We start from the raw sequence: 24926 nt of genomic DNA on the forward strand, positions 1-24926 counted from the left end.
TCAGGACGGATCCTTGCACCCGTCAGGCGGAGTGCTACCCGGCCCGGAGGGACGCGACAGCACGTAGGCGGCACAGCCGATCATGAACAGTCCGACACCAATCGCAAGCCACAGGCCGGGATGGGCTGACAGATAAAACACGCAGTAGCCGAAGGTCATGCCGGAAACGGCGAAGATCTTCGCTTTTGGCGGGATCGCACCATGCTCGCGCCAGGCCACCACGGGTGGTCCGAAAATGGGATGGTTGAGAATGCGGGCTTCGAGCGCGGGAGATGACCTGGCGAAGCAGGCCGCAGCCAAAATGAAAAAGATGGTGCTTGGCAGGATGGGCAGGAATGCACCGACAATCCCGAGGCCGACGCATCCGGTTCCCAGAAGTTTGAACGTGGTCCGCCGCAACACTGCCTCCAAATCCGGCACAGTCTGAATATATCGCTGAAAAATAAATCGAGCGAAAGATACCACGCTGCGATAAAGATGCTTATCTAAGTGCGGATCACTTGAAAAGACGAGCATACACAGGGAAGTTTCGGGTTTAACCCATGAGCCGACACAAACATAAAACAGAAGAAGCCAACAAGATAGGCCATCGGTCGCGTTCGACAACCCGTCTTCGCAACTACTTCCTGACGGGGCTGGTCATTGCCGGCCCTATCGGCATCACCCTGTGGCTGACCTGGACTTTCATCAAATGGGTTGATGGTTGGGTCAAGCCATTTGTGCCCAAGTTATACAACCCGGACACCTACCTGCCGTTTCCGATACCGGGCTTCGGGCTCATCGTTGCAGTCTTCGTACTGACGGTCGTCGGTTTTCTCGCGGCAAACTTTCTCGGTCGTAGTTTCCTTTCGGTTGGCGAAAAAATCGTCGGTCGAATGCCGCTTGTTCGCAATATTTACAGTGGCTTGAAGCAGATTTTTGAGACGGTGCTTGATCAGCGCGGTAGCAGCTTTACAACGGCGGCGCTCATCGAGTATCCGCGCCGCGGTCTCTGGGCAATCGTGTTCATTTCCACCGACACAAAGGGGGAAGTGGAACGCAGGCTGAAGGACAAGGCCGATACGCTTTCCGTGTTTCTGCCGACAACGCCAAACCCGACGTCGGGCTTTCTGCTGTTCGTGCCCAAAGAAGATGTCATTGAGCTGGATATGAGCGTCGAGGATGCGGCAAAGCTTGTCATCTCGGCTGGCCTGGTCAATCCCAAATACCCTGAGATCCTTGCAGAAGATATCGTGGACCCCGCGCAACTGGAACGGGTGAGAACCTCCGAAGACGCGTGAGCGTTTCAACCTCCTTGAGTAACACCCGGATTTAAGCTGAAGCGGCGGGCGCTTTTGCGGTTTGACGCGGGATTGGTTTGGTTCGCTGCGCGAAGGATGTGCTCATCAATAGCCGTCGCGCGATCATGTCGAGCGCTCCTATCGGCTTTGCAGCTTTCTGAAGTGGGGTCAGCCTGCGCGGAGAAGCCTGATGGCCGCGTCCCGTCCGAACAGATACAACAGGCACCGCAAAGCTTCGCCGCGTTTTGTTTTCAGATCGGGATCAAGTTCAAGGATCAGCCGTGCGTCGTCACGGGCGACTTCCATCAGGTCGGCGTGTTCATCGGCCCGGGCAATTCGAAAACCCGGAGTGCCCGATTGGCGGGTGCCCAGAATTTCACCACCCCCGCGCAGCTTCAGGTCTTCTTCCGCGATCAGGAAACCGTCGTTGGTCTGGCGCATGATGTTGAGCCGGGCGCCCGCCGTTTCACCAAGCGGTCCCTTGTAAAGCAGAACGCAGGAGGACGGTTTGTCGCCACGGCCAACACGGCCCCGCAACTGGTGCAATTGCGCCAGACCGAACCGTTCGGCATGTTCGATCACGATGATCGTGGCGTCTGGCACATCGACGCCGACTTCAATCACGGTGGTTGCTACCAGCACCTTTGTTACCCCGGACTTGAAGTCTGCCATTGCGGCGTCTTTTTCGTCGGCGTTCATGCGGCCGTGGACCAGCGAAACCCGTTGTCTGAGAGCATGTTCCAGAACCCGATGTCGCTCTTCGACAGCGGCTAGGTCGATCTTTTCAGACTCTTCCACCAACGGGCACACCCAATAGACCTTCTGGCCGTCCCCGACTGCTGCGCCGACCCTGCCGATGATTTCGTCCAGTCGGTCCAATGACACCGAGACTGTTGTGATTGGCTTGCGGCCTGCCGGCTTGTCCGTCAGGCGCGAGACATCCATATCGCCGAAGCCGGTCAGGACAAGCGTTCGCGGGATCGGTGTTGCGGTCATGACAAGAACATCGACGCCATTGCCCTTGGCAGACAGGGCGAGCCTCTGATGGACGCCAAAGCGATGCTGTTCGTCGACGACGACCATGGCCAGGTTTCGGAACGTGACAGTTCCCTGGAAAAGGGCATGCGTACCGACAACGAGATCAATCTCTCCAGCGTCAAGCTGCTCTTGCCGGATGCGGCGCTCCTTCTGGCTGTCCTTTCCGGTCATCAGGGCAAGGCGAATGCCAGCTTTTTCGCAAAGCGGCAACATCGACGCATAGTGCTGGCGGGCGAGGATTTCCGTCGGCGCCATCAGCGCCCCTTGGGCACCGGTTTCGATCACCTGCGCCAGGGCGGCGAGAGCAACCACGGTCTTTCCGGCGCCGACATCGCCTTGCAGCAACCGCAACATGCGTACAGGCCTGGCGAGGTCTTCGTTTATTTCTTCTATCGCTTTCGCCTGACTCCCAGTCAATTGAAACGGCAAAGACCCAATTACCGTTTTTTGCAAATCTCCCTTTGGTCTGCGGGCAATGCCGCCGAGCGTGCGCATGTGCGCGCGCACCATGGCAAGGGCAAGTTGACTGGCAAGCAATTCGTCATAGGCAAGGCGCTGCATGTAAGGGGATGCAGGCTCGATGTCGCTTCGTTCGTGTGGAGCGTGAAGCGTTTTCAGGGCTTCTGCAAAGTCTGGCCAGCCTGTTTGATGAAGATGTGCCTCATTCAGCCATTCCGGAAGGATCGGTATGCGCTCAGTCGCGGCCTTGACGGCCTTTTGCAAGGTCTTGGAAGCCAGTCCGGCAGTCAGCGGGTAGACCGGCTCTATTGCCGGCATTTCTTCTGCTTCTTCGGGTTTCAGCGAATAGTCCGGATGCACCATCTGGGGGCGTTCGTTAAACCATTCGACCTTGCCGGAAACGATCCTGCGTTCGCCTTCGGGAAAGGTTTTTTCCAGCCAATCGCGACGTGGGTGAAAGAACACGAAGGTGATCTGCCCAGTCTCGTCGAAGGCGTTGATCCGGTAGGGCGCTTTTGAATGCCGGGGCGGTGCCATGTGCCTGCCGATGGTGACGTCCAGCGTGACGATGTCGCCATTTTCCGAATAGGCGATGCCCGGGCGGTGGCGCCGATCGATCAGGTTATGGGGAATGTGAAAGAGCAGGTCCGCAACTGTCGCGTCGCGGTCCGGCTGGCTGCCGACGAGTCCTGAAACGAGTTTCTCGATCTTCGGCCCAATTCCGGGCAGGGTCGAGACCGGGGCAAACAGGGGATCGAGAACCGGCGGGCGCATGTTCGGCGTTTGAACCTTTGGAAGGTGGTCGGACGTCAGGCATCAGGGCCCCTGTTCTGCCACGAAGGCGGAGTGCTGCGCAACAAATAGAACATTCTGTGAACTGGGCGCTGACAAGCACGAACTCTGGCGTTATATAACCGGCACGAATTCACCCGTCCGGTTTGCTCCGGTGAAAGCAGATCTGCCTTCGCCGCATGCCGGTCAGCTTCACACAGGTCTGTTTCACATGTCCGAAATGTCCGGCACGCAAGTCGATCCCAATGGCGGCGAACGGGATTCCCGGCGCAAGAAAATACTGTTTCGGTGCTGGCATCGGGGCATGAAGGAAATGGACCTTCTGTTGGGCGGTTTCGCCGATGCCGAGATCGACAACCTGTCGGATGAAGAGCTTCGCGAACTCGAACACCTGCTGACCGCGTATGACCAGGATCTTTACGCCTGGATGACCGGGCGCACGCCCTTGCCACCGGAGTGGGACGGGGCGCTTTACCGACGCATCATCGCATACCACGAAGCCGCCGGTCCGGCCGGGTTCGTTAAATAACAACAAGGACACCAGCCGTGTTTGACAGCCTGCTGAAGGATCAGGCCAACGTGACGCTTGCCGGCGTTCCGGATGGCGCTGAAAGCTACGCTCTTGCAAGGCTGCTTGCCGAATCCGGTTCGCAGGGCCTTGCCCTGGTGTTTGTCGCCCGCGATGCCACGCGTATGGCCATGGTCAGCGAAGCGCTCCAGTTTTTCGATCCGACAGTCGAAATCCTTCAACTACCCGCCTGGGACTGCCTGCCATACGACCGCGTTTCCCCCAATGCGGCCATCAGTGCACGCCGCCTGCTGGCACTTGGCCAACTTGCGCGTGGCATGAAGGAGGGCAAAAAGACCGTTTTGATGACGACACTCAACGCGGCTCTACAGCGTGTTCCCGAGCGTTCGTTCATGGCTGATCAGACTTTCTCCATGGCACCGGGAAACCGGGTCGACATGACGGCGATTTCGACTTGGTTGGAAATGAACGGCTTTTCGCGAACCCCGACGGTGCGTGAGACCGGTGAATATGCAGTGCGTGGCGGCATTGTCGATCTGTTCGCGCCGGGCGAGGAAGAGCCGGTACGGCTCGATTTCTTTGGTGATACGCTGGAATCGATCCGCTCGTTCAATGCGGAGACGCAACGAACCTCCAAACAGCTGAAGCGGCTTGATCTGGTTCCCATGAGCGAGGTCGTCCTTTCAGAGGAAGCCATCTCGCGCTTTCGCCGTTCCTACCTGGCCAATTTTGGTGCGGCCAGCCGCGAGGACGTGCTCTATCAATCTATCAGCGACGGCCGCCGCTATGCGGGCATGGAACACTGGTTGCCGCTGTTCCATGACCGGCTGGAAACCCTGTTCGATTACATCGGCGACGCGCCGGTCGTTCTCGACACCAGCATGGGCGACGCGGTGCGTGAACGGGTCGATCAGATCAACGAATATTATCGCGCGCGCCAGGAAGCGCGTGAAATGGGAACAAGCGCCGGAACGGTTCCCTACATGCCTGTGGAGCCGGCGACTCTTTATTTCACTGAAGAGGAGTGGCGCGCAGCTGTTGCAGATCGGGCAAGCGCTGCACTTGATCCCTTTACCCCGCCGCCAGGCAGCGGCAAGAAAATTGTCGAGCTTGGCGGGCGTCAGGGGCGGAGTTTCGCTGCCGAGCGGGCTGCGGGCGACATCAATATTTTCGATGCGCTGACTGCCCATGTGCGCGAGCTGCAAAAGCAAGGCAAACGTACGGTGATTGCCTGCTGGTCGGAAGGCTCGCGGGACCGTCTCGGTCAAATCCTGGAAGATCATGGTCTTGGGGCCGTCAAGAACGCTGAGACACTGAAAGACATTGAGGGTCTTCCCGCAAAAACGACCGCTTTGTGCATTCTCGGAATCGAGCACGGCTTCGAGCTCAAAGACGTCGTCTTCATTGGCGAGCAGGACATTCTTGGCGACCGCCTGGTGCGCAAGTCGCGCCGCAAGGCAAAAGGCGCCAATGTCATTACCGAAGCGACGGGCCTTTCGGAAGGCGATCTCGTGGTCCATGTCGACCACGGTATCGGTCGTTTCATCGGCCTCAAGACCATTGAAGCTGTCGGCGCGCCGCATGACTGCCTGGAGCTGCAATACGCCGGTGGTGACAAACTCTATCTTCCGGTCGAAAACATCGAGCTTCTGTCCCGTTACGGGTCGGAAGACCAGGAAGCTCAGCTCGACAAACTTGGCGGCGGTGCCTGGCAGGCCCGCAAGGCCAAGCTCAAGAAGCGTATTCTTGAAATTGCCGACGGGCTGATCAAGACGGCGGCGCAGCGTGCGCTCAAGACGGCACCGGTGGTGGAAACGCCGGACGGTGTCTACGACGAGTTCGCAACAAAGTTCCCCTATGAAGAAACAGACGATCAGCTGACGGCCATCGATGCCGTTTTCGAGGATCTTTCGTCCGGCCGGCCCATGGACCGGCTGGTATGCGGCGACGTTGGTTTCGGCAAGACCGAAGTCGCACTTCGCGCGGCCTTCATTGCCGCCATGTCCGGTCGGCAGGTGGCTGTGGTGGTGCCGACGACGCTTTTGGCCCGCCAACACTTCAAGACCTTTGCCGAACGCTTTCATGGCCTGCCGATCAACGTGGCCCATGCGTCCCGCCTGGTGCCGACCAAGCAGCTGAACCTTACGAAGAAGGGTATTGCCGACGGGTCCGTTGATATTGTCGTCGGTACCCATGCGTTGCTCGGCAAGTCCATCGAGTTCCGTGATCTCGGCCTTCTGATCATCGATGAGGAACAGCATTTCGGCGTGAAGCACAAAGAGCGGCTGAAGGAGTTGAAGTCTGACATTCACGTGCTGACGCTTTCCGCTACGCCGATCCCACGGACATTGCAGCTTGCGCTGACCGGCGTGCGTGAACTGTCGCTGATCGCTACGCCGCCGGTGGACCGGCTAGCGGTGCGAACCTTCGTCTCGCCATTCGATCCGCTGGTGGTTCGTGAAGCGCTTCTGCGTGAGCACTATCGCGGTGGACAAAGCTTCTATGTCTGTCCGCGTCTGGCGGATATCGCAGAGCGCCTGGAGTTCCTGGAAAATCAGGTGCCTGAATTGAAAGTGGCGGTCGCTCATGGCCAGATGCCGCCGGGCGAGCTGGAAGACGTCATGAATGCCTTCTATGAGGGCAAGTATAACGTGCTTCTGTCCACGACCATCGTGGAGTCCGGCCTAGATATTCCCACCGCTAACACATTGATCGTGCACAGGGCCGACATGTTCGGACTTGCGCAGCTCTATCAATTGCGGGGCCGTGTCGGCCGGTCCAAGACCCGTGCCTATGCGCTCTTTACCGTTCCTGCCAACAAGACGCTTACGACTACGGCTGAGCGGCGACTCAAGGTGCTTCAGTCACTGGAAACTCTTGGGGCCGGCTTCCAGCTGGCAAGCCACGATCTCGACATTCGCGGGGCAGGGAACCTGCTTGGCGAAGAACAATCCGGTCACATCAAGGAAGTCGGCTTCGAACTGTATCAGCAGATGCTGGAAGAGGCGGTTGCCCAGCTCAAGGATGGCGGAGCGGATTTCGGCGACGAGCAATGGTCGCCACAGATCAACATCGGCACGCCGGTGCTCATCCCGGAAGACTATGTCGCCGACCTGCAGCTACGCCTTCAGCTCTATCGCCGCCTGGGGGATGTTACCGAGGCTGAGGAAATCGATTCCTTTGGTGCGGAACTGATCGACCGTTTTGGACCGCTTCCGGAAGAAGTGCAGCATCTGCTCAAGATCGTGTTCATCAAGGGGCTATGTCGCAAAGCCAATGTCGAAAAGGTCGATGCCGGTCCGAAGGGAATCGTCATCACGTTCCGCAACAGCGAATTTTCCAATCCTGCAGGGCTGGTTTCCTATATTGCCGAACAGGGAGTGCTTGCAAAGATCAGGCCGGATCAAAAGGTGGTTCTGACGCGCGACTGGGAAAAAACCGACGCTCGTTTGAAAGGCACTGCAACGGTGCTGACCAAGCTGGCGCGGTTAGCGGCTGCCTGAAGCGGGGCGCAATATTCAAAGCATGTTGTACGTTGAAGGCGAGACCATCTGGGTAATTCGGGTGTTCGCGATATTCAGCCAGATGTTTGGGTTCCAGCTCAGAACTCGGATTTTCCCAACTTGCCTGCAATAACATTTGGAGATGATGTTCGGGCACAATCGGCGACCTCAAGGCGGATGCAAGTCAAACGGGCTTCAATCCCCGACCGTCCAGCCTTCCGCGCCGACCAGCGGTACGTAGGAAACTGTGCCGTGAGTGTCTGTTTCGAACGCCGCTTCTGAAATCCGGCGCACCCTCAACAAATCTTGCAGCCGCCGTGACTGGCCAACCGGAATCACCAGTCTTCCTCCTACTTTGAGTTGTGTTTTCAGAGAATCAGGAACCATCGGCGCACCCGCGGCTACAGCGATTGCATCAAAGGGCGCTTTGGCTGGACATCCAAGAGTGCCGTCGGTGTAAAGGACCTCAACATTGCTGCAGCCTGCCTTCTCCAGATTTTCCCGTGCCAACCGGGCAATGTCCGGAAAACGTTCAAGTGTGACAACCTGATCCGCCAGCTGTGCAAGCACGGCCGCCGCGTAGCCCGACCCGGCTCCAACCTCAAGAATCTTGCCGTTTTCCGCGCTTTCGAGGAGTTCGCAGGTGAGAGCGACCACGTAGGGCTGGGAGATTGTCTGACCATGACCGATGGACAGCGGCCGATCCCAATAAGCGCGGCTTTTCTGGTCCTGGGGAACAAAAAGATGACGAGGGACACTGGACATGGCAGCCAGTACCCTTTCGTCACGAATGCCGCGTGCCCGCAACTGCAGTTCGACCATTTCTGCGCGGGCAGACGCGAATTGATCCATAAAAGACTGCTCCTGCCCGGTACAAATTTACCGTGCATTTGATGGTCGGTATCAAGACTCTATTAAACCTAAGTCCGCATAGTGGGCAGACCAAGAGGCCATTGTATCAGCGTTAAGGTCCAAAGAGTGCCCCGAGCAGCTACCCGTCAGCGAAAACAATCCTTTCTCCGCCGATTGATCACGCCCGCAATCGCTATTGCGGCGCTTGGTTATTTTGGCTTTCATGCCATGAGTGGCGAACTCGGCATGGTTGGCCGAGCCATGATCGAGCGTCAGGTGTCGGAGCTTGAAACGGAATTGGCCGACCTGACCGCACAACGTCAGGAACTGGTTGCCAAGGTCAGTCTTCTTCGGCCGGAGAGCCTCGATCCGGATATGCTGGATGAGCGTGCGAGGCTTAATCTGAATTTGGTCCATCCTTACGAGTTGGTAGTGCTGCGGCCCGGGCACCGTTACGGTGTTAACTGACTTTTGGTTGATTTTAGATAATTAACAATAAATCGGTTAATCAGGGTATTCTCTATAAAAATCATCATCCTATCTCAATTGCTGCAGTGCGAGATATGTGGATTGGATTGACAGACCCAACCGGATAAGTTGCTCCTACCTATCTTAGGGGAAACGTCACGCCGAGATGAGGGTTATGGCCACAGCAAGAAAAACTACTTCCGCCAGCTCCAAGAGCACTAGCCGGACACGCAGCTCCGCCAAGAAGGCGCAGCCTGCGATCGCCAAGTTCGATAAGGACGAAGAACTACACGCTTACCGCGAAATGCTTCTCATCCGCCGTTTTGAGGAAAAAGCCGGACAATTGTACGGTATGGGCCTCATCGGTGGATTTTGTCATTTGTATATCGGACAGGAAGCTGTCGTCGTCGGTATGCAGATGGCCAAGAAAGACGGCGATCAGATGATCACCGGTTACCGGGACCACGGCCACATGCTGGCGATGGACCTTGATCCGAAAGGCGTGATGGCGGAATTGACCGGTCGTCGCGGCGGCTTGTCGAAAGGCAAGGGCGGCTCCATGCACATGTTCTCCAAGGAGAAACATTTCTATGGCGGCCATGGCATCGTCGGTGCCCAGGTGTCCCTCGGCACCGGTCTCGGATTTGCCAACAAGTACCGTGAGAACGGCAACGTGGCGATGGCCTTCTTCGGAGACGGTGCGTCCAACCAGGGCCAGGTCTACGAGAGCTTCAACATGGCCGAGCTCTGGAAACTTCCGGTCGTTTATGTCGTTGAGAACAACAAATACGGCATGGGCACCAGCGTCGCCCGGGCATCTGCTACCACGGACCTCTCCCAGCGTGGAGACTCCTTCGGCATTCCAGGCAAGCAGGTCGACGGTATGGATGTGCGCGCCGTGAAGGCAGCCTCTGAAGAGGCGCTGGAATGGTGTCGTGAAGGCAAGGGGCCGTTCATTCTCGAAATGATCACCTACCGCTATCGCGGCCACTCCATGTCGGATCCGGCGAAATACCGCTCCAAGGACGAAGTCCAGAAGATGCGGACCGAACACGACCCGATCGAGCAGGTGCGTGCGCGCCTCATGGAAAATGGATGGGCTTCCGAAGACGATCTCAAGGGGATCGACAAGGAAGTGCGTGCCCGGGTCGCGGAAGCCGCCGAATTTGCCCAGACAGATCCGGAACCGGATGCGTCTGAACTCTATACCGACATTCTGCTCTAAGGCCGGGGGACAACATGCCGATTGACATTTTGATGCCGGCGCTTTCGCCGACGATGGAAGAAGGCAAGCTCGCCAAGTGGCTCAAGGCCGAGGGTGACACCATTTCCGCAGGCGATGTGATCGCCGAAATTGAGACCGACAAAGCCACCATGGAGGTTGAAGCGGTCGACGAGGGCACACTTGGTAAGATCCTGGTTGCCGAAGGTACTGACAACGTCAAGGTGAATGCCAAGATCGCGATTCTGTTGGCCGAAGGCGAAGACGCCAGTGCCATGGACTCCGGCGGGGATGCACCTGCTGCAGATAAGCCGGCCCCGGCTCAGGCAGAAGCTTCGAGCGCTCCGGCTGTCGCGTCCGCACCAACACCGGCAGCGCCTGCTCCGGAGACTGCTGATGATCCGGAAGTTCCGGAAGGCACGCAAATGAAGTCCTCCACCGTGCGCGAAGCTCTGCGCGATGCCATGGCCGAGGAAATGCGCCGCGATCCCGACGTGTTCGTCATGGGGGAAGAGGTTGCCGAATACCAGGGCGCCTACAAGATCACCCAGGGCCTGCTCGACGAGTTTACTGCCAAACGCGTCATCGACACGCCGATCACCGAACATGGCTTTGCCGGCCTTGGTGTTGGCGCCGCGATGGCAGGTCTGAAGCCGATCGTTGAGTTTATGACCTTCAATTTCGCCATGCAGGCGATTGACCAGATCATCAACTCGGCTGCCAAGACGCTGTACATGTCCGGTGGACAGATGGGCGCTCCGATTGTTTTCCGCGGTCCGAATGGCGCCGCGGCTCGCGTTGGGGCCCAGCACTCGCAGGATTATGCCTCCTGGTATGCCCATGTTCCTGGCCTGAAGGTTATTCAGCCCTATTCGGCAGCGGACGCAAAGGGCCTTCTGAAGGCGGCCATCCGTGACCCGAACCCGGTCATCTTCCTGGAAAACGAAATCCTTTACGGCCATTCGTTCGAAATTCCGGACATGGACGATTTTGTCCTGCCTATCGGCAAGGCCAAGGTGGAACGTAGCGGAACGGACGTGACGCTGGTTTCCTGGGGTATCGGCATGACCTACACCATGAAAGCGGCTGATGAGTTGGCAGGGATGGGAATCTCCGCCGAAGTCATCAACCTGCGCACGATCAGGCCGTTGGACATTGACACGGTGTTGGCATCCGTCCGCAAGACGGGCCGTATCGTGACGATCGAAGAAGCCTTCCCGATGTGCTCGGTATCTTCGGAAATCGCCTACCAGGTGCAGGAAAAAGCGTTCGACTATCTCGATGCGCCGATTCTTCGGGTGACCGGCAAGGACGTTCCTATGCCTTACGCCGCAAACTTGGAAAAGCTGGCTCTGCCGAACGTTGGCGAAGTCATCGATGCGGTTAAAGCCGTAACCTATACCGCCTGAGGCCAGGGAGACGGACATGCCAATCAATATTACCATGCCGGCCCTTTCTCCAACCATGGAGGAGGGCAACCTGGCCAAATGGCTGGTCAAGGAAGGCGATCAGGTTTCGGCTGGCGATGTGATCGCCGAGATCGAAACCGACAAAGCGACCATGGAAGTGGAAGCGGTTGACGAAGGAACGGTCGGCAAGATCGTCGTGCCTGCGGGAACCGCGGGCGTGAAGGTCAATGAGCTGATCGCCGTTCTTCTGGAAGACGGTGAAGACGCCAGTGCCATCGACACCTCGGGTGGGTCTGCTCCGGCAGAAAAGTCCGGTGGCGAAAAGGTGCCAGCCGTGCCGGAAAGTTCGCCGGCTATCGAAGTTGGGGCCAAGGCCGCGACGGATCCGGTTCCGGCTCCGAAAAACGCCGATGGCGACCGTATTTTCTCGTCGCCACTTGCCCGGCGCCTTGCCAAGCAGAACGATCTCGATCTGAAAGCGCTCTCCGGTTCCGGTCCTCATGGCCGCATCGTGAAGCGAGATATCGAGGCAGCTCTTAAAGCTGGTACAGGCAAGTCGGCTGCTGCTGCTGAAGCTCCCAAGGCGGCTGCCGCAGCATCTGCACCGGCAACCGGACCGTCCGCGGAGCAGGTTCTGAAACTGTTCGACAAGGACAGCTACGAACTCGTGCCGCATGACGGCATGCGCAAGACCATTGCCAAGCGGCTTACAGAGTCCAAGCAGACCATTCCGCACTTCTATGTGACCGTGGACTGTGAACTTGATGCTTTGTTGGCGCTTCGCGCGCAACTCAACGAAGCGGCCGCGAAGGACAAGGACGGCAAGCCGGCCTACAAGCTGTCTGTAAACGACATGACCATCAAGGCTCTGGCTCTTGCCCTTCGTGATGTTCCGGATGCGAACGTCTCCTGGACCGACGACAACATGGTCATGCACAAGCATGCCGATGTCGGTGTCGCTGTCTCCATTCCTGGTGGTCTGATCACGCCGATCATTCGCAGAGCTGAAGAAAAGCCGCTTTCCGTTATTTCCAACGAAATGAAGGATTATGGCAAGCGGGCGAAAGAGCGGAAGCTGAAGCCGGAAGAGTACCAGGGAGGCACAACAGCGGTCTCCAACATGGGCATGATGGGCGTGAAGAATTTCTCGGCCGTCGTCAATCCGCCGCACGCGACCATTCTGGCCGTTGGCGCTGGCGAAAAAAGGCCCGTGGTCAAGGACGGTGAACTGGCGGTTGCCATGGTGATGAGCGTCACGCTCTCGACCGATCACCGTTGTGTGGACGGCGCTCTTGGTGCCGAACTGCTGGCCGCCTTCAAAGGCTACATCGAAAATCCGATGAGCATGCTTGTCTAAGCCTCATCTGCGGCGCGGGGGCAACTCCGCGCCGTTTTCAATCGATGACATCAATCGCCGGGGAACAACACCATGGCTGATACCAATTACGACGTGATCATCATCGGCTCCGGGCCGGGTGGTTACGTAACCGCTATCCGTTCCGCCCAGTTGGGCTTCAAGACCGCGATCGTCGAGCGTGAGCACCTGGGAGGCATCTGCCTCAACTGGGGCTGCATTCCGACGAAGGCTCTGCTGCGCTCTGCGGAAATCCTTGACCATGCCAACCATGCCAAGAGTTTCGGCCTGACATTGGACGGCACCATGAAGGCCGACGTCAAGGATGTCGTTGCGCGTTCGCGCGGCGTGTCCGCACGGCTGAATGGTGGCGTCGGTTTCCTCATGAAGAAGAACAAGATCGATGTGATCTGGGGGGAAGCCAAGCTCACCAAACCCGGCGAAGTCAAAGTCGGAAAATCGTCCAAGCCTGTTGTCGAGCCGCAGAATCCGGTTCCGAAAGGCGTGAAGGGCGAAGGCACCTATACGGCCAAGCATATCATCGTGGCGACCGGCGCCCGTCCGCGTTCTCTGCCGGGCATCGAACCGGATGGCAAGCTGATATGGACCTATTTCGAAGCCATGAAGCCCGCCAAGATGCCGAAGTCGCTTGTCGTCATGGGCTCCGGCGCTATCGGCATCGAGTTCGCGTCCTTCTACCGCTCCATGGGAGTTGACGTCACTGTTGTCGAACTGATGGCCAACGTGATGCCGGTTGAGGACGAGGAAATCTCGAAGTTCGCTCGCAAGGCTCTTGAGAAACGCGGCCTTAAGATCATTACGGAAGCCAAGGTGACTAAAGTCGACAAGGCGGCAAATTCGGTTACCGCTCATGTCGAGACCAAGGACGGCAAGGTCAGCCAGATTACGGCAGACCATCTGATTTCCGCTGTCGGCGTTCAGGGCAATATCGAAAATATTGGTCTTGAGGCACTTGGCGTAAAGACGGATCGTGGCTGTGTCGTCATCGACGAGTATGGGCGCACCAATGTTCCGGGCATCTACGCCATTGGCGATGTCGCCGGCCCGCCGATGCTGGCCCACAAGGCCGAACATGAAGGTGTGATCTGTATCGAGAAGATCGCGGCTGTTCCGGGTGTTCATGCGATGGATCACCGCAAGATTCCGGGCTGTACCTACTGCAATCCTCAGGTTGCCTCCGTCGGTCAGACCGAAGCGAAAGCCAAGGAGCAGGGCCGTGAAATCCGTGTCGGCCGTTACATGTTCAACGCCAACGGCAAGGCAATTGCGCTCGGCGAAGACAATGGAATGATCAAGGTCATCTTCGACAAGAAGACCGGGGAACTTCTCGGCGCACATATGTGCGGTGCCGAAGTAACCGAACTCATCCAGGGCTTCGTTGTCGCCATGAACCTTGAGACGACCGAAGAAGAGCTGATGCACACGATCTTCCCACATCCGACCTTGTCGGAAATGATGAAGGAATCCGTGCTTGATGCATACGGCAAGGTGCTGAACGCCTGATCCCTGTCGGCCCCGGAAATGTACCGGGGCCGACCCTCTTGTGCTGCTCCTGAAATCAGAAAACAGTCAACGGCGTTGGGCAGGCCTAGGGTCCACACCCTAAAGGCCAATCAAGACAACAATGCTGGACGCCATTCCTGAAAAGGGTAACGTGAGGCTATCTGGGAAAAGGCTGAAAGGAGCCGTCATTCATGGATGTAAAAGCAATTCTGATCTGGGTCGCAATCGGCATTATCGCTGGCTGGCTGGCAAGCATTGTCGTTGGCGGCGGTGGTTTGATCCGTTATCTCATCAGCGGTCTTATCGGAGCGTTTGTCGGTGGTTTCCTGTTCAAGCTCGCGGGTATCAACGTCAATCTCGGCAACGCCTACGTCAATGAAATCGTCGTGGCCGCCGTTGGAGCGATTGTCGTTGTTCTTCTGGCGCGTTTGCTCTCTTGAGGAAACGAACTTTCGGAAAATAGGAGCCCGCGATGGGGTGGATCATCACAATCATCATCGGCCTGATTGCGGGCGCCGTTGCTCACCGTGTGCTGAACAGCCGCGGTGGTTTTCTCGGCAGTCTTGTCGTCGGCCTTGTCGGGGCGCTTGTCGGTGGTGAGCTGGCGCATCTCTTCAATCTGCACGTGACAGGCGGGATTCTCGATCGGCTGATCATCGCCGTTCTAGGCTCGATCCTGTTCCTGTTCATCTGGAAGAAGATGTTTCGGTGACCTGATGGGAATGAGCCGGCGAGGACAGGAGTTTATTGGATGACGGGTCAGGGAATTGAAGTTTCAATATATCTTTTTCTAATTTTCTACGGAGCAATTTTCCGTAATACGATTTTTAGCCGTTTATTTTTGGTACCTGCCGCAATAGTCCTTGTTGTGGGCGCTATTACTGTTGGTATTGAACTATCGTTTATCGTCATTTTTTGTCTTCTGCCTATCGTGGATTTGTACAAGCGCATCAGAACCAGATTTCCCGGGTCATCTTCCTCCGATGAGCCTTTGGGGCAATCGGAAGCGAATTGACGAATGGCGTCACCAGACCAATTCCCGCTTCGGGCAGCCGACAAGCTTCGTTACGGAGATACGGACCGGCAGGGACACGTCAACAACGCCGTTTTCGCCACGTTTTTGGAAACCGGCCGTGTCGAGCTGCTCTACAATGACGCACTGGCAGACGATGGCGCAGCTTTCGTGATCGCGCGGTTGGAACTGGACTTCCTGGCGGAGGTCAATTGGCCGGGCGATGTAGAGATCGGAACCGCAGTGCTTGACGTAGGACGCAGCTCGTTCAAGTTGTTCCAGAAGGTATTTCAGGATGGCAGGGCGGTGGCACAGGCTGTCACGGTAATCGTCCAGATGAACGAGAGCACGCGCAAGTCTCAGCCGCTTTCGGAACACGCAAGGAAACGACTACAGGAACTGACCGGGCCTGCGTTAAGCACATAGCTGGCTCAACACTAATCCGTCTTGACCTTTCACCGGAATAACGACACTTAAGGCCCATGGTTACGATCGTCGACACGCTTAATCGCCCGCAGCAGCAATCCGAAGCGCGCCCGCGCCATCCGGAGAAAGCTCACCGTCCGGACAATCCGATCCAGCGCAAGCCACAATGGATCCGAGTCAAGGCGCCTACGTCTCCGGTTTATCGCGAAACGCAGAACGTCGTGCGCGAGAACAATCTTGTCACGGTCTGTGAAGAGGCGGGTTGCCCGAACATCGGTGAATGCTGGTCTAAAAAACACGCCAGTTTCATGATCCTCGGGGACACCTGCACGCGTGCCTGCGCTTTCTGTAATGTGCGCACCGGCATGCCTGGCCCGGTCGACCCCAAGGAAGCGCAAGGCGTTGCGGATGCGGTTGCCGCCATGGGACTTGAGCATGTGGTGATCACCTCTGTCGACAGGGATGATCTGGACGATGGCGGCGCCCGGCATTTTGCCGATGTGATCACCGCCATTCGCAAGACTGCGCCATCGACCACTATTGAGGTTCTGACCCCTGATTTCCTGCGCAAGGACGGTGCTCTGGAGATTGTCGTTGAGGCAAAACCCGATGTCTTCAATCACAATCTCGAAACCGTGCCGTCGAAATATCTGACAGTACGTCCCGGGGCCCGGTACTTCCATTCGATCCGCCTTCTTCAGAAGGTCAAGGAACTGGACCCGGAGATGTTCACCAAGTCGGGCATTATGGTCGGTCTCGGTGAAGTCCGGAACGAAGTTCTGCAGTTGATGGATGACCTGAGAGCCGCCGATGTCGATTTCCTGACAGTCGGGCAATATTTGCAGCCTTCGAAGAAGCACCATCCGGTCGTGTCCTTTGTGACACCGGAGGAATTCAAGGGCTATGAACGCATTGCGTATGCAAAAGGCTTTCTGAAGGTGTCGGCCAGCCCGTTGACGCGGTCTTCACACCACGCTGGTGAAGATTTCGCAGATCTTCGTGCAGCTCGTAAAGCCAAGCTCGGCCACTAACGCCAAAGCAACAGGACACTGGACACCGTATGCCCAGTTTTTCATCCGACCAAAAGGTCAACCACAAGGCGGACGAAATGTTCCGCCTTGTTGCCGACGTGGAGCACTATCCCGAATTCGTTCCGCTTTGCCAGGATCTACAGGTCCGTGGCCGTAAGGAACTGGATGGCGGACGGACGGTTCTGGTGGCCGACATGACGGTTGCCTACAAGCTGTTCAAGGAAACCTTCACCAGTCGCGTTGAACTGCGCCCACATGAGCAGACAATTTTGGTGGAATATCTGGATGGGCCGTTCAAGCACCTGGAAAACAGGTGGACCTTCGAGGACGAAGGCGAGGGGACCTGCACCGTCGGTTTCTATATTTCATATGAATTTCGCAGCAGAACGCTCGGCTCTCTCATGGGTGTCATGTTCGAGAAGGCGTTCAGGAAGTTTTCGAGCGCCTTTGAAGCCCGAGCTGATCAGGTTTACGGCACCTGATATCGGCGTCTGGTCGTTTTACTTGAATTGCTTGAAGGCGTCGCGAATGATGCGTATGCGGCTCGATTGCATGTCGAGCGGTTGTGCCTCGCGGCGGATCTTTTCGATTTCCTTCTTCTTCAGTCCAAGACTATCCAGCGTTGCGAAGGAAGTGTAGTCGGTGCATACGGGCATGCGGCTGGAGCCGACGTTCTCTTCCACAACAAGATCCCTGCCTGCAGCAGCTTCTTCCTCCGTCCAGATGACCGTGTTGGAGGATACCCAGAAGGTGCGGTCGCAATAGCGGGCCTTGTAGTAGCCTTCTTTGGGTTTTGTCAGGATTTCATGAAAACCGGTGAACGTGCCATTTGAGTATTGGGACCGGATATAGAAGTCACTCTGAGCGTATGCATTGCCGGCAAACGTGCTACCGGCAGCGATCAGAGTTGCGAAGAACGCGAGGGCGCGTTTCATGTCCAGGTCCTTTTTCGTTTGCGTTTCGTCACCTTGTTGTTGTTGAAAGTCTAAGCTGACCAGCTTACCCGAGCCTTACTGGCCTGGTGCCGGCTTTTATCAGTTGCGGTGATACGTCTTGGCAGCGGTGTCGCCGCCTGTTGTTTTGAAGGCTTCGCGAATGACGGAAAAACGGTTCACCCGTTTCAAGGTGGTCCCGTCGTTCTGAACGACAAGCCGCGGGTCATCCTCCACGCCAAGGTCTTCCAGCGTCACCTGTTCTTCAGGATGGTCGCATATAGGGCGCCAACCCTTGCCCCGGTTGAACTCCACGCGAACTTCGTAGTCCTGCTGCACTTCCAATTGCGTCCAGGCAACGGTTGCATAGCGCACCCAGTAGGATCTGCCGCAATACTGAACTTGCACAAGTCCGTCCGCCATCCGGTCATAGATACGGTGCGATCCGCGGAAAAGCTTGTTGCTGTCGCGCGAAATAATGTAGGTGTCGCCCGGCTTTGGCGTCATGCTGCCCGCCTGTGCGTTTGCGCAAGCAAGGACAAAGGTACCTCCTGCAAGAAGCGCACGCTGGATTGACATATCCCGTTTCCTTTACCGCGCATTTATTTCGCGCGTTTGTTCCTGCTTGAGGTGATCATACTGCAAGTGGTTGTAAGAGAGATTTCGCAAGGGAAATGAGTTTTACTAAAATTTGAAAGTCGCTGATTTCTTTATGTATTTTTGCTAAAAAAGATCTTTTAGGGACTGGGGGTTAGCGCGTGTGGTAAGTGCTGTGCCCTTCTTCGGAAGTGTCGCTTTGGAATATCGATCCAATCACGGAAAGTCGGCTTCGTGGAGAGGAAGGCTCGTCCGTTTTGGCAAGCAGGTCGCGCGCACTTACCGTGATGCCGATATCCTGAAGCGTCACCTGTTGCTCAGGATTGCCGCAGATAGGGCGCCAGCCCCGGCCGAAGTTGAATTCCACCTGAACAGTGTTGCCGCGTTCCGATTCTACCTGCGTCCAGGCGACGGAATGACTGCGCACGAAATAGCTGCGCTCGCAATAAGAGACCTTGTTCAGCCCGCGAGCGTAATCGGTAAACAGCTTGTGGCTACCGACAAAGTTGCCGCTACGATCACGTGAAATCAGGTAGAAATCACCGGGCTGGGGAATGGCTCCTGCCAACGCAGTGGAACTTGCGCACAAACATGCAGCCAGAAGGGTCGCTGGTTTCAACATCTGGGATCGGATCTTGAGTTACGTAGAAGTCAAGTTTCCGGAAATATACATATGGCCAATTGTATGCCCAGCGCGAACTCCAGAGAGCGTTAATGAGCGTTTACTCAGGAAATCGCATTTAAAATCGATGTAAGGGCAGTTCTGACTGTCGCCAGCCGGATAGATTGTCGACCGTTGTCCGTAAACCGGCAATGGACATGATCCGTCGGCTGGTCCTTCGCCGCAACCGCCACATGAACCGTTCCGACAGGTTTTTGGGCACTTCCGCCCCCTGGTCCTGCGATGCCGGTTACAGAGACCGCAACATCCGCATTGGAGCGGGCCAGAGCACCTTCGGCCATTGCTATGGCAACTTCCTTGCTGACGGCGCCGTATGCATCAATGAGGTCTTTTGGAACGCCGAGCATTTCGGTCTTTGCTTCGTTGGAATAAGTCACGAAGCCCCTGTCCACGGCGGCTGAAGACCCTGCAATTTCGGTAAGCGCTCCGCTGATCAGCCCTCCAGTGCACGATTCTGCCGTCGCCACCATTTTACCGGCGGCCATCAGCCCGTCGAGCACGGCGATTGTCAGAGGGGCAAGTTCTTCCAGACTGTTGGGGGATGTTTCAGTCATCGGATGTCTAGTCCTCGTCTTGAAAGGGCAGGCGAACCGTCACGCTGGCCAGTGCTGCGATACCTTCCTTCCGGCCTGTGAAGCCGAGGCGCTCGGACGTCGTGGCCTTGATGGATATCCTTGAGACAGGCACGGAGCAGATCCTGGCAATCGACGCGCGGATATCCTCGCGGTGCGGACCTATCTTGGGTTCTTCGCACACGATGGTGACATCTATATGGGCCAGTCGACCGCCACGCTCGAACAGTCGGCGCATGGCGTCCTCCTGAAACCTGTCGGAGGAGGCGCCTTTCCATTGCGGATCGCTTGGCGGAAAGTGCTGGCCGATATCTCCATCTCCGATGGCGCCCAGTGTCGCGTCAGTGATGGCGTGGAGGACCACGTCTGCATCTGAATGACCCTTGAGCTTTTGAGTGTGCTCTATGGTCACCCCGCCCAATATGACGGCATCACCGTCTTCAAAGGCGTGAACATCGTATCCGATCCCTGTTCTGATATCGGCAAGGGCAGAAAGCGGCAAGGGCGCGACGGAAGAGGTGGACATCAATTGTAACTCGGCTTGTTGTTCTGCGCGCAGCAGGTCAGCGGCAGTTGTGATTTTGAACGCGGCAGGGTCGCCCTCTGTCAGGACAATGGTCATCCCATCCCATTCCGCAAGTCCGGTGTCGTCGGTGAACTCAACTTTACCGGCGGCGAGTGCCTTTTCGTGTGCCGTTAAAATGCGCTGCAAGGAAAATGCCTGCGGCGTTTGCGCAGCCCAAAGACTGGTTCTGTCGACAGTTTCAATCGAGTGGCCTGTTTGATCCGCCTTTTTCAAAGTGTCCACGACGGGTAAGGCCGCGAGAACTCCTTCTTCGCCGGCATCCAGTCGTTCAATTAGCCGGTCGATCACGGCCGCCGGCAAAAACGGTCTCGCTGCGTCGTGGATCAATACAAAATCAAATCCTTCGGCTGCGAGAGCCTTAAGGCCGGCCAGAACCGATTGTTGTCTGGTTGCACCGCCAAAAATGGGCGGGCCGATCTTGCGGGCGCAATCGGTATCAACAGCTGCGGCGGCGTGTGAAAACAGACTGACATCGTCAGTGTGAATTGCGATTACGATACGGCAGATCCGGGGGTGATTCCCAAGTGAATTCAGTGTATGGGTCAGCACCGGACGGCCAGCAAGCGGCCTGTATTGCTTAGGTAGGGCATCGCCGGAACCCGCAAGACGGGTGCCACGCCCTGCGGCAACAATCAGGGCGGCGGCTGTTTTTGTCATTAACGGGCTCCTCGTGCTTTGCATCAAACCGTCAGCTTGGAACCGTCTTTACATATGAACCAGTTCGAACCGCAAATTTTGACTTGTTGCATTGCGAAAAATGTCTACAATATAGGCAAAATTAAATCTGCACAGTCAATAAGCAGAAAAGAGATGCAGTGTTGCCGTCTATGAAAATACTCAACATTGGCCGGTATCAACTCGCAAACCCGGCAGTGCTCGCGCCGATGTCCGGCGTGACCGATCTTCCTTTCCGTCGACTGGCTGCCCGATATGGCGCCGGCATGGTTGTCAGTGAGATGGTCGCGAGCGAATCCTTTGTCAAAGGAGATGCCGAAACGCAGATGCGTGCGGAAGCTCAGGACAAGGGGCTTCATGTTGTTCAACTTGCGGGCCGTGAATCCAGATGGATGGGCGAAGCTGCAAAGGTTATCGCCGGTCTCGGTGCAGATGTCATCGATATCAACATGGGGTGCCCGGCCAAGAAGGTGACGTCCGGATACTCCGGGTCTGCATTGATGCGGGATCTGGATCATGCCTTGACGCTGATAGAGGCGACTGTTGCGGCGGTGGACGTTCCTGTCACGCTTAAAATGCGCTTGGGGTGGGATGACAAAAGCCTGAACGCGCCTGAACTGGCCCGCCGGGCAGAAGCAGCAGGAATTAGGCTGATCACCGTTCACGGGCGAACCCGTTGCCAGTTCTATAAAGGCAATGCGGACTGGCGGGCGATCGCGGCCGTCAAGGAAGCTGTTTCCGTGCCGCTGATCGCGAATGGTGATTGCAAAGGTTTTGACGATGCTGTGCGCATGCTGGAACTTTCCGGCGCGGACGGCGTGATGATCGGTCGTGGTGCCTACGGGCGACCGTGGTTGCCCGGTCACATCGGTCACTTCCTCGCAACCGGGGAGAAGCTGGAAGCGCCCAAGGGATCTGAGCTGGCGGAGCTGGTGGTAGAGCACTACGAAGCAATCCTGAGCCACTATGGCGAGAAGCAGGGTCTTCGCATCGCGCGCAAACACCTTGGCTGGTATCTGGACGAGGCTGTGACTGCAGGCAATGCGGATATTCCCGGACCTGTCCGCAAAACCCTTATGACTTCCAATCAGCCGTCGGAAGTTCTCCGGCTCGCCAGTGATTGGCTTTCTTCCTCGAACATACGGAAAGCAGCTTGAAGGACACCATGTCTCAGACAGGCCGTACGGCCGCGCTTGCGAGCGACGGCCCGACTATATTGGATGCATTGCCACACCCGGTGCTTCTGGTTGCACCCGATGGTGTTATCGAGACGGCCAACATGGCCGCGGAAATTTTCATGCGCTCCAGCGTGTCCGTGCTCCGCCGTCATCCGATCAGTGATTTCGTTCCCTTCGGCAGCCCTTTGCTGACCCTGATAGAACAGGTGCGTGAGCGTAGTGCACCGGTGAATGAATACAAGGTCGACATCGGTTCTCCGCGTATTGGTGCGCCCAAGGTGGTGGACATCAACGCAGCACCGGTTGCTGAACGGCCGGGGGCGGTGGTGCTGATGTTCCAGGAGCGCACCATGGCCGAAAAGATCGACCGGCAACTGACGTCCCGGGGCGCGGCTCGCACGGTTACCGGTCTTGCCGCCATGCTGGCGCATGAAATCAAGAATCCCTTGTCCGGCATCCGCGGTGCGGCGCAATTGATAGAGCAGTCGGTTCCTGCCGAAGACCGCGCGCTGACGCGCCTGATCATGGATGAAACCGACCGGATCGTGAAACTGGTCGACCGGATGGAAGTTTTTTCCGACGAGCGGCCCATCGAGAGAGAACCCGTCAACATTCATGTGGTTCTGGATCATGTGAAGCGTTTGTCGGATTCAGGCTTTGCCCGCGGCAAACGTATCGTCGAAATCTACGATCCGTCCTTGCCACCTGTTTATGCCAACAAGGATCAGCTCATTCAGGTGTTTTTGAACCTGATCAAGAATGCCAGCGAAGCGATAGGAGATGATCCCGACGGCGAAATTCGCATCACGACAGCGTTTCGTCCAGGCGTTCGATTATCTGTTCCCGGTACTGACGAAAAGGTAAGTCTGCCACTGGAATTCTGCGTTCAGGACAATGGGCCAGGTGTTCCGGAAGATCTGCTTCCTCATTTGTTTGAACCGTTTATCACGACCAAGACAAATGGCTCAGGCCTGGGACTTGCGCTTGTGGCCAAAATCATTGGCGACCACGGCGGCGTCATCGAGTGTGACAGCCAACGCCAGAAAACCGTTTTCCGAATATTGATGCCCGCGTTCACGGGCGACAACACGGCTTCGTCCGACCGGACCAGCAGAGGGACCGAGTAACCATGCCGACGGGCACGATTTTAGTTGCAGACGACGACGCAGCCATCCGCACCGTTCTTAACCAGGCCCTCTCCCGGGCTGGTTATACGGTGCGGCTGACCTCCAACGCCTCAACGCTCTGGAGATGGGTTTCCTCGGGTGATGGAGACCTTGTGATTACTGATGTGGTCATGCCGGACGAGAATATCTTCGATGTTCTGCCGCGCATGAAGAAAATGCGGCCGGAGCTTCCGGTTCTGGTCATGAGCGCGCAGAACACCTTCATGACGGCCATCAAGGCCTCGGAGAAGGGGGCCTATGAATATCTGCCCAAGCCGTTCGACCTGAAGGAATTGACCAGTATTGTCCAGCGCGCGCTGGAGGAGCCGAAGAAACGGCCTGCGGTTGATCTGGATGATGCCGGCGAGGGCATGCCACTGGTCGGACGCTCTCCCGCGATGCAGGAGATCTACCGGGTACTCGCACGGCTTATGCAGACCGACCTCACGGTCATGATCAACGGCGAATCTGGTACCGGCAAGGAGCTTGTGGCGCGCGCACTGCATGACTACGGCAAACGGCGGAACGGCCCGTTTGTCGCAATCAACATGGCAGCCATTCCGAGAGATCTCATCGAGGCCGAATTGTTCGGCCACGAAAAAGGGGCCTTTACCGGTGCTCAGAACCGCAGCTCCGGCCGGTTCGAGCAGGCGGACGGCGGAACACTGTTTCTGGACGAAATCGGTGACATGCCGATGGAGGCCCAGACCCGGTTGCTGCGTGTCTTGCAGCAAGGGGAATATACCACTGTTGGCGGTCGCACTCCGATCAAGACGGACGTCCGGATCATTGCCGCCACCAACAAGGACTTGAGACATCTGATCAATCAGGGCCTCTTCCGTGAAGACCTTTATTTCCGATTGAATGTCGTTCCGATCCGCCTGCCACCGCTGCGCGAACGCGTTGAAGATATCCCGGATCTGGTGCGGCACTTCTTTGCGCTCGTGGAAAAGGAAGGCCTGCCGGCCAAGCAGATCGACCAGGGGGCGCTCAATCTGCTGCGCCGATATCGCTGGCCAGGGAACGTGCGTGAACTCGAAAACCTCGTTCGCCGTCTGGCCGCGCTCTATCCTCAGGACGTGATCAGCGAAAACCTGCTGGAGCAGGAACTTAGCCAGCCGTCGGTTTCGCCTCTGGAAGAAGATACCCAGGAGACAATCAATCTCGGAGGGTCTGTCGAACGTTATCTTTCCGGTTACTTCGACACTTTCGGCGACGCCTTGCCACCTCCGGGCCTCTATCATCGTATTCTGAGAGAAGTCGAGTATCCGTTGATCAGCGCGGCCCTGGCGGCTACAAGAGGCAATCAGATCAAGGCTGCGGAGCTACTAGGGGTCAACCGGAACACGCTGCGCAAGAAGATCCGGGATCTTGATATTCAGGTTATGCGGTCCACCCGGTAGACTGACGAAACAGGATCAAATGATGCTGCGGTCAGACCGTCAGGTCTGGCCGCATCTTGTTACTGGCGACGACAATGCCTCGGACATCTGAGTGAATCAGATCGACAACCCGTTCGACTGAACCTCAAATCGGGCCGGTTTCATGGAGCCAGACTGCTGACATGCCCCTTCACGCGGCAACGGCAAGACGCTAGGCGTCCCCTCAAAAGAGGCATGAAATCAATCCTCTATGATAA

General features: G+C 56.9%; 24 protein-coding genes. 16 read left to right on the plus strand and 8 right to left on the minus strand.

Features of this window, described 5'->3' with window-relative positions; translation table 11 throughout:
* Positions 1–399, minus strand: coding sequence for a YbaN family protein (locus tag AC2A6O_RS25040; protein ID WP_498931156.1), 399 nt, complete (start codon positions 397–399; stop codon positions 1–3).
* A gap of 143 nt (positions 400–542) precedes the next feature.
* Here AC2A6O_RS25040 and AC2A6O_RS25045 point away from each other — a divergent pair, with 143 nt between their 5' ends.
* Positions 543–1280, plus strand: a complete 738-nt coding sequence (locus AC2A6O_RS25045; protein ID WP_498931158.1) for a DUF502 domain-containing protein — start codon at positions 543–545, stop codon at positions 1278–1280.
* Positions 1281–1448: 168 nt separating this feature from the next.
* Here AC2A6O_RS25045 and recG read toward each other — a convergent pair whose 3' ends face one another.
* Positions 1449–3551, minus strand: a complete 2103-nt coding sequence (gene recG / locus AC2A6O_RS25050) for an ATP-dependent DNA helicase RecG (protein ID WP_498931160.1) — start codon at positions 3549–3551, stop codon at positions 1449–1451.
* 238 nt (positions 3552–3789) lie between these two features.
* Here recG and AC2A6O_RS25055 point away from each other — a divergent pair, with 238 nt between their 5' ends.
* Positions 3790–4098 carry an FAD assembly factor SdhE gene (locus AC2A6O_RS25055; RefSeq protein ID WP_498931243.1) on the plus strand — a complete coding sequence of 103 codons (309 nt, stop codon included), beginning with the start codon at positions 3790–3792 and terminating at the stop codon, positions 4096–4098.
* A gap of 17 nt (positions 4099–4115) precedes the next feature.
* Positions 4116–7601 (plus strand): transcription-repair coupling factor, encoded by a 3486-nt coding sequence (gene mfd / locus AC2A6O_RS25060; RefSeq protein ID WP_498931162.1) that lies wholly within the window; start codon positions 4116–4118, stop codon positions 7599–7601.
* 195 nt (positions 7602–7796) lie between these two features.
* On the opposite strand, the gene AC2A6O_RS25065 is transcribed toward mfd, so the two are convergent.
* Positions 7797–8453 (minus strand): protein-L-isoaspartate(D-aspartate) O-methyltransferase, encoded by a 657-nt coding sequence (locus AC2A6O_RS25065; protein ID WP_498931164.1) that lies wholly within the window; start codon positions 8451–8453, stop codon positions 7797–7799.
* Positions 8454–8579: 126 nt separating this feature from the next.
* On the opposite strand from AC2A6O_RS25065, the gene AC2A6O_RS25070 reads away from it, so the two are divergent.
* The 10 genes from AC2A6O_RS25070 to AC2A6O_RS25115 all read left to right on the plus strand — a co-directional run bounded on the left by AC2A6O_RS25070 (position 8580) and on the right by AC2A6O_RS25115 (position 17381).
* Positions 8580–8921, plus strand: coding sequence for an FtsB family cell division protein (locus AC2A6O_RS25070; RefSeq protein WP_286192758.1), 342 nt, complete (start codon positions 8580–8582; stop codon positions 8919–8921).
* Positions 8922–9096: 175 nt separating this feature from the next.
* Positions 9097–10146, plus strand: a complete 1050-nt coding sequence (pdhA, locus tag AC2A6O_RS25075; protein ID WP_148586837.1) for a pyruvate dehydrogenase (acetyl-transferring) E1 component subunit alpha — start codon at positions 9097–9099, stop codon at positions 10144–10146.
* 14 nt (positions 10147–10160) lie between these two features.
* The gene (locus AC2A6O_RS25080; protein ID WP_148586838.1) at positions 10161–11552 is read left to right on the plus strand and encodes a pyruvate dehydrogenase complex E1 component subunit beta; all 1392 of its coding nucleotides are present in this window, start codon (positions 10161–10163) and stop codon (positions 11550–11552) included.
* Positions 11553–11607: 55 nt separating this feature from the next.
* Positions 11608–12909 (plus strand): pyruvate dehydrogenase complex dihydrolipoamide acetyltransferase, encoded by a 1302-nt coding sequence (locus tag AC2A6O_RS25085; protein ID WP_498931245.1) that lies wholly within the window; start codon positions 11608–11610, stop codon positions 12907–12909.
* A 72-nt stretch (positions 12910–12981) separates the two neighbouring features.
* Positions 12982–14430 (plus strand): dihydrolipoyl dehydrogenase, encoded by a 1449-nt coding sequence (lpdA, locus tag AC2A6O_RS25090; RefSeq protein ID WP_498931167.1) that lies wholly within the window; start codon positions 12982–12984, stop codon positions 14428–14430.
* Positions 14431–14621: 191 nt separating this feature from the next.
* The gene (locus tag AC2A6O_RS25095) at positions 14622–14870 is read left to right on the plus strand and encodes a GlsB/YeaQ/YmgE family stress response membrane protein (protein WP_148586841.1); all 249 of its coding nucleotides are present in this window, start codon (positions 14622–14624) and stop codon (positions 14868–14870) included.
* Between the two features lie 32 nt (positions 14871–14902).
* Positions 14903–15142, plus strand: coding sequence for a GlsB/YeaQ/YmgE family stress response membrane protein (locus AC2A6O_RS25100; RefSeq protein WP_148586842.1), 240 nt, complete (start codon positions 14903–14905; stop codon positions 15140–15142).
* Between the two features lie 306 nt (positions 15143–15448).
* A complete protein-coding gene (locus tag AC2A6O_RS25105) occupies positions 15449–15868 on the plus strand; it encodes an acyl-CoA thioesterase (RefSeq protein ID WP_148586844.1) in 420 nt (139 codons plus the stop codon).
* 56 nt (positions 15869–15924) lie between these two features.
* On the plus strand, positions 15925–16899 hold the full coding sequence (lipA, locus tag AC2A6O_RS25110; protein WP_148586845.1) for a lipoyl synthase: 975 nt from the start codon (positions 15925–15927) through the stop codon (positions 16897–16899).
* Between the two features lie 29 nt (positions 16900–16928).
* Positions 16929–17381: a type II toxin-antitoxin system RatA family toxin gene (locus AC2A6O_RS25115; protein WP_498931170.1), complete on the plus strand. Its 453-nt coding sequence runs from the start codon at positions 16929–16931 to the stop codon at positions 17379–17381.
* 18 nt (positions 17382–17399) lie between these two features.
* Here the strand turns inward: AC2A6O_RS25115 and AC2A6O_RS25120 are convergent, their stop codons facing one another.
* The 5 genes from AC2A6O_RS25120 to AC2A6O_RS25140 all read right to left on the minus strand — a co-directional run bounded on the left by AC2A6O_RS25120 (position 17400) and on the right by AC2A6O_RS25140 (position 20925).
* Positions 17400–17834 (minus strand): hypothetical protein, encoded by a 435-nt coding sequence (locus AC2A6O_RS25120; RefSeq protein ID WP_498931172.1) that lies wholly within the window; start codon positions 17832–17834, stop codon positions 17400–17402.
* Between the two features lie 99 nt (positions 17835–17933).
* Complete coding sequence (locus AC2A6O_RS25125) at positions 17934–18410, minus strand: hypothetical protein (RefSeq protein ID WP_148586848.1); 477 nt, start codon at positions 18408–18410, stop codon at positions 17934–17936.
* Between the two features lie 172 nt (positions 18411–18582).
* The gene (locus AC2A6O_RS25130) at positions 18583–18996 is read right to left on the minus strand and encodes a hypothetical protein (RefSeq protein ID WP_498931174.1); all 414 of its coding nucleotides are present in this window, start codon (positions 18994–18996) and stop codon (positions 18583–18585) included.
* A gap of 158 nt (positions 18997–19154) precedes the next feature.
* Positions 19155–19664, minus strand: coding sequence for a CinA family protein (locus AC2A6O_RS25135; protein ID WP_498931176.1), 510 nt, complete (start codon positions 19662–19664; stop codon positions 19155–19157).
* Positions 19665–19671: 7 nt separating this feature from the next.
* Positions 19672–20925, minus strand: a complete 1254-nt coding sequence (locus AC2A6O_RS25140; protein WP_498931178.1) for a bifunctional 2-C-methyl-D-erythritol 4-phosphate cytidylyltransferase/2-C-methyl-D-erythritol 2,4-cyclodiphosphate synthase — start codon at positions 20923–20925, stop codon at positions 19672–19674.
* Between the two features lie 170 nt (positions 20926–21095).
* Between AC2A6O_RS25140 and dusB the strand changes: the two genes are divergently transcribed.
* The 3 genes from dusB to ntrC are packed head-to-tail and all read left to right on the plus strand — an operon-like array spanning position 21096 to position 24690.
* Positions 21096–22100: a tRNA dihydrouridine synthase DusB gene (dusB, locus tag AC2A6O_RS25145; protein WP_498931180.1), complete on the plus strand. Its 1005-nt coding sequence runs from the start codon at positions 21096–21098 to the stop codon at positions 22098–22100.
* 8 nt (positions 22101–22108) lie between these two features.
* Positions 22109–23248, plus strand: a complete 1140-nt coding sequence (locus AC2A6O_RS25150) for a two-component system sensor histidine kinase NtrB (protein WP_498931182.1) — start codon at positions 22109–22111, stop codon at positions 23246–23248.
* Between the two features lie 2 nt (positions 23249–23250).
* Entirely contained in the window at positions 23251–24690 is a 1440-nt protein-coding gene (ntrC, locus tag AC2A6O_RS25155; RefSeq protein WP_148586854.1) for a nitrogen regulation protein NR(I), read from the plus strand.
* Positions 24691–24926: the final 236 nt, after the last annotated feature.

This window comes from Labrenzia sp. ATLA3 (assembly GCF_057180185.1).

What these genes read in the sequence shown, in the direction of transcription:
- AC2A6O_RS25080 (WP_148586838.1), top strand. Translation starts at nt 10,161, where the DNA reads ATGCCGATTGACATTTTGATGCCGGCGCTTTCGCCGACGATGGAAGAA.
- dusB (WP_498931180.1), top strand. Translation starts at nt 21,096, where the DNA reads ATGAAAATACTCAACATTGGCCGGTATCAACTCGCAAACCCGGCAGTG.
- AC2A6O_RS25085 (WP_498931245.1), top strand. Translation starts at nt 11,608, where the DNA reads ATGGAGGAGGGCAACCTGGCCAAATGGCTGGTCAAGGAAGGCGATCAG.
- AC2A6O_RS25095 (WP_148586841.1), top strand. Translation starts at nt 14,622, where the DNA reads ATGGATGTAAAAGCAATTCTGATCTGGGTCGCAATCGGCATTATCGCT.
- recG (WP_498931160.1), bottom strand. Translation starts at nt 3,551, where the DNA reads ATGCGCCCGCCGGTTCTCGATCCCCTGTTTGCCCCGGTCTCGACCCTG.
- AC2A6O_RS25125 (WP_148586848.1), bottom strand. Translation starts at nt 18,410, where the DNA reads ATGTCAATCCAGCGTGCGCTTCTTGCAGGAGGTACCTTTGTCCTTGCT.
- pdhA (WP_148586837.1), top strand. Translation starts at nt 9,097, where the DNA reads ATGGCCACAGCAAGAAAAACTACTTCCGCCAGCTCCAAGAGCACTAGC.
- ntrC (WP_148586854.1), top strand. Translation starts at nt 23,251, where the DNA reads ATGCCGACGGGCACGATTTTAGTTGCAGACGACGACGCAGCCATCCGC.
- AC2A6O_RS25055 (WP_498931243.1), top strand. Translation starts at nt 3,790, where the DNA reads ATGTCCGGCACGCAAGTCGATCCCAATGGCGGCGAACGGGATTCCCGG.
- lipA (WP_148586845.1), top strand. Translation starts at nt 15,925, where the DNA reads ATGGTTACGATCGTCGACACGCTTAATCGCCCGCAGCAGCAATCCGAA.
- AC2A6O_RS25115 (WP_498931170.1), top strand. Translation starts at nt 16,929, where the DNA reads ATGCCCAGTTTTTCATCCGACCAAAAGGTCAACCACAAGGCGGACGAA.
- AC2A6O_RS25120 (WP_498931172.1), bottom strand. Translation starts at nt 17,834, where the DNA reads ATGAAACGCGCCCTCGCGTTCTTCGCAACTCTGATCGCTGCCGGTAGC.
- AC2A6O_RS25105 (WP_148586844.1), top strand. Translation starts at nt 15,449, where the DNA reads ATGGCGTCACCAGACCAATTCCCGCTTCGGGCAGCCGACAAGCTTCGT.
- AC2A6O_RS25140 (WP_498931178.1), bottom strand. Translation starts at nt 20,925, where the DNA reads ATGACAAAAACAGCCGCCGCCCTGATTGTTGCCGCAGGGCGTGGCACC.
- AC2A6O_RS25065 (WP_498931164.1), bottom strand. Translation starts at nt 8,453, where the DNA reads ATGGATCAATTCGCGTCTGCCCGCGCAGAAATGGTCGAACTGCAGTTG.
- lpdA (WP_498931167.1), top strand. Translation starts at nt 12,982, where the DNA reads ATGGCTGATACCAATTACGACGTGATCATCATCGGCTCCGGGCCGGGT.
- AC2A6O_RS25135 (WP_498931176.1), bottom strand. Translation starts at nt 19,664, where the DNA reads ATGACTGAAACATCCCCCAACAGTCTGGAAGAACTTGCCCCTCTGACA.
- AC2A6O_RS25100 (WP_148586842.1), top strand. Translation starts at nt 14,903, where the DNA reads ATGGGGTGGATCATCACAATCATCATCGGCCTGATTGCGGGCGCCGTT.
- AC2A6O_RS25150 (WP_498931182.1), top strand. Translation starts at nt 22,109, where the DNA reads ATGTCTCAGACAGGCCGTACGGCCGCGCTTGCGAGCGACGGCCCGACT.
- AC2A6O_RS25045 (WP_498931158.1), top strand. Translation starts at nt 543, where the DNA reads ATGAGCCGACACAAACATAAAACAGAAGAAGCCAACAAGATAGGCCAT.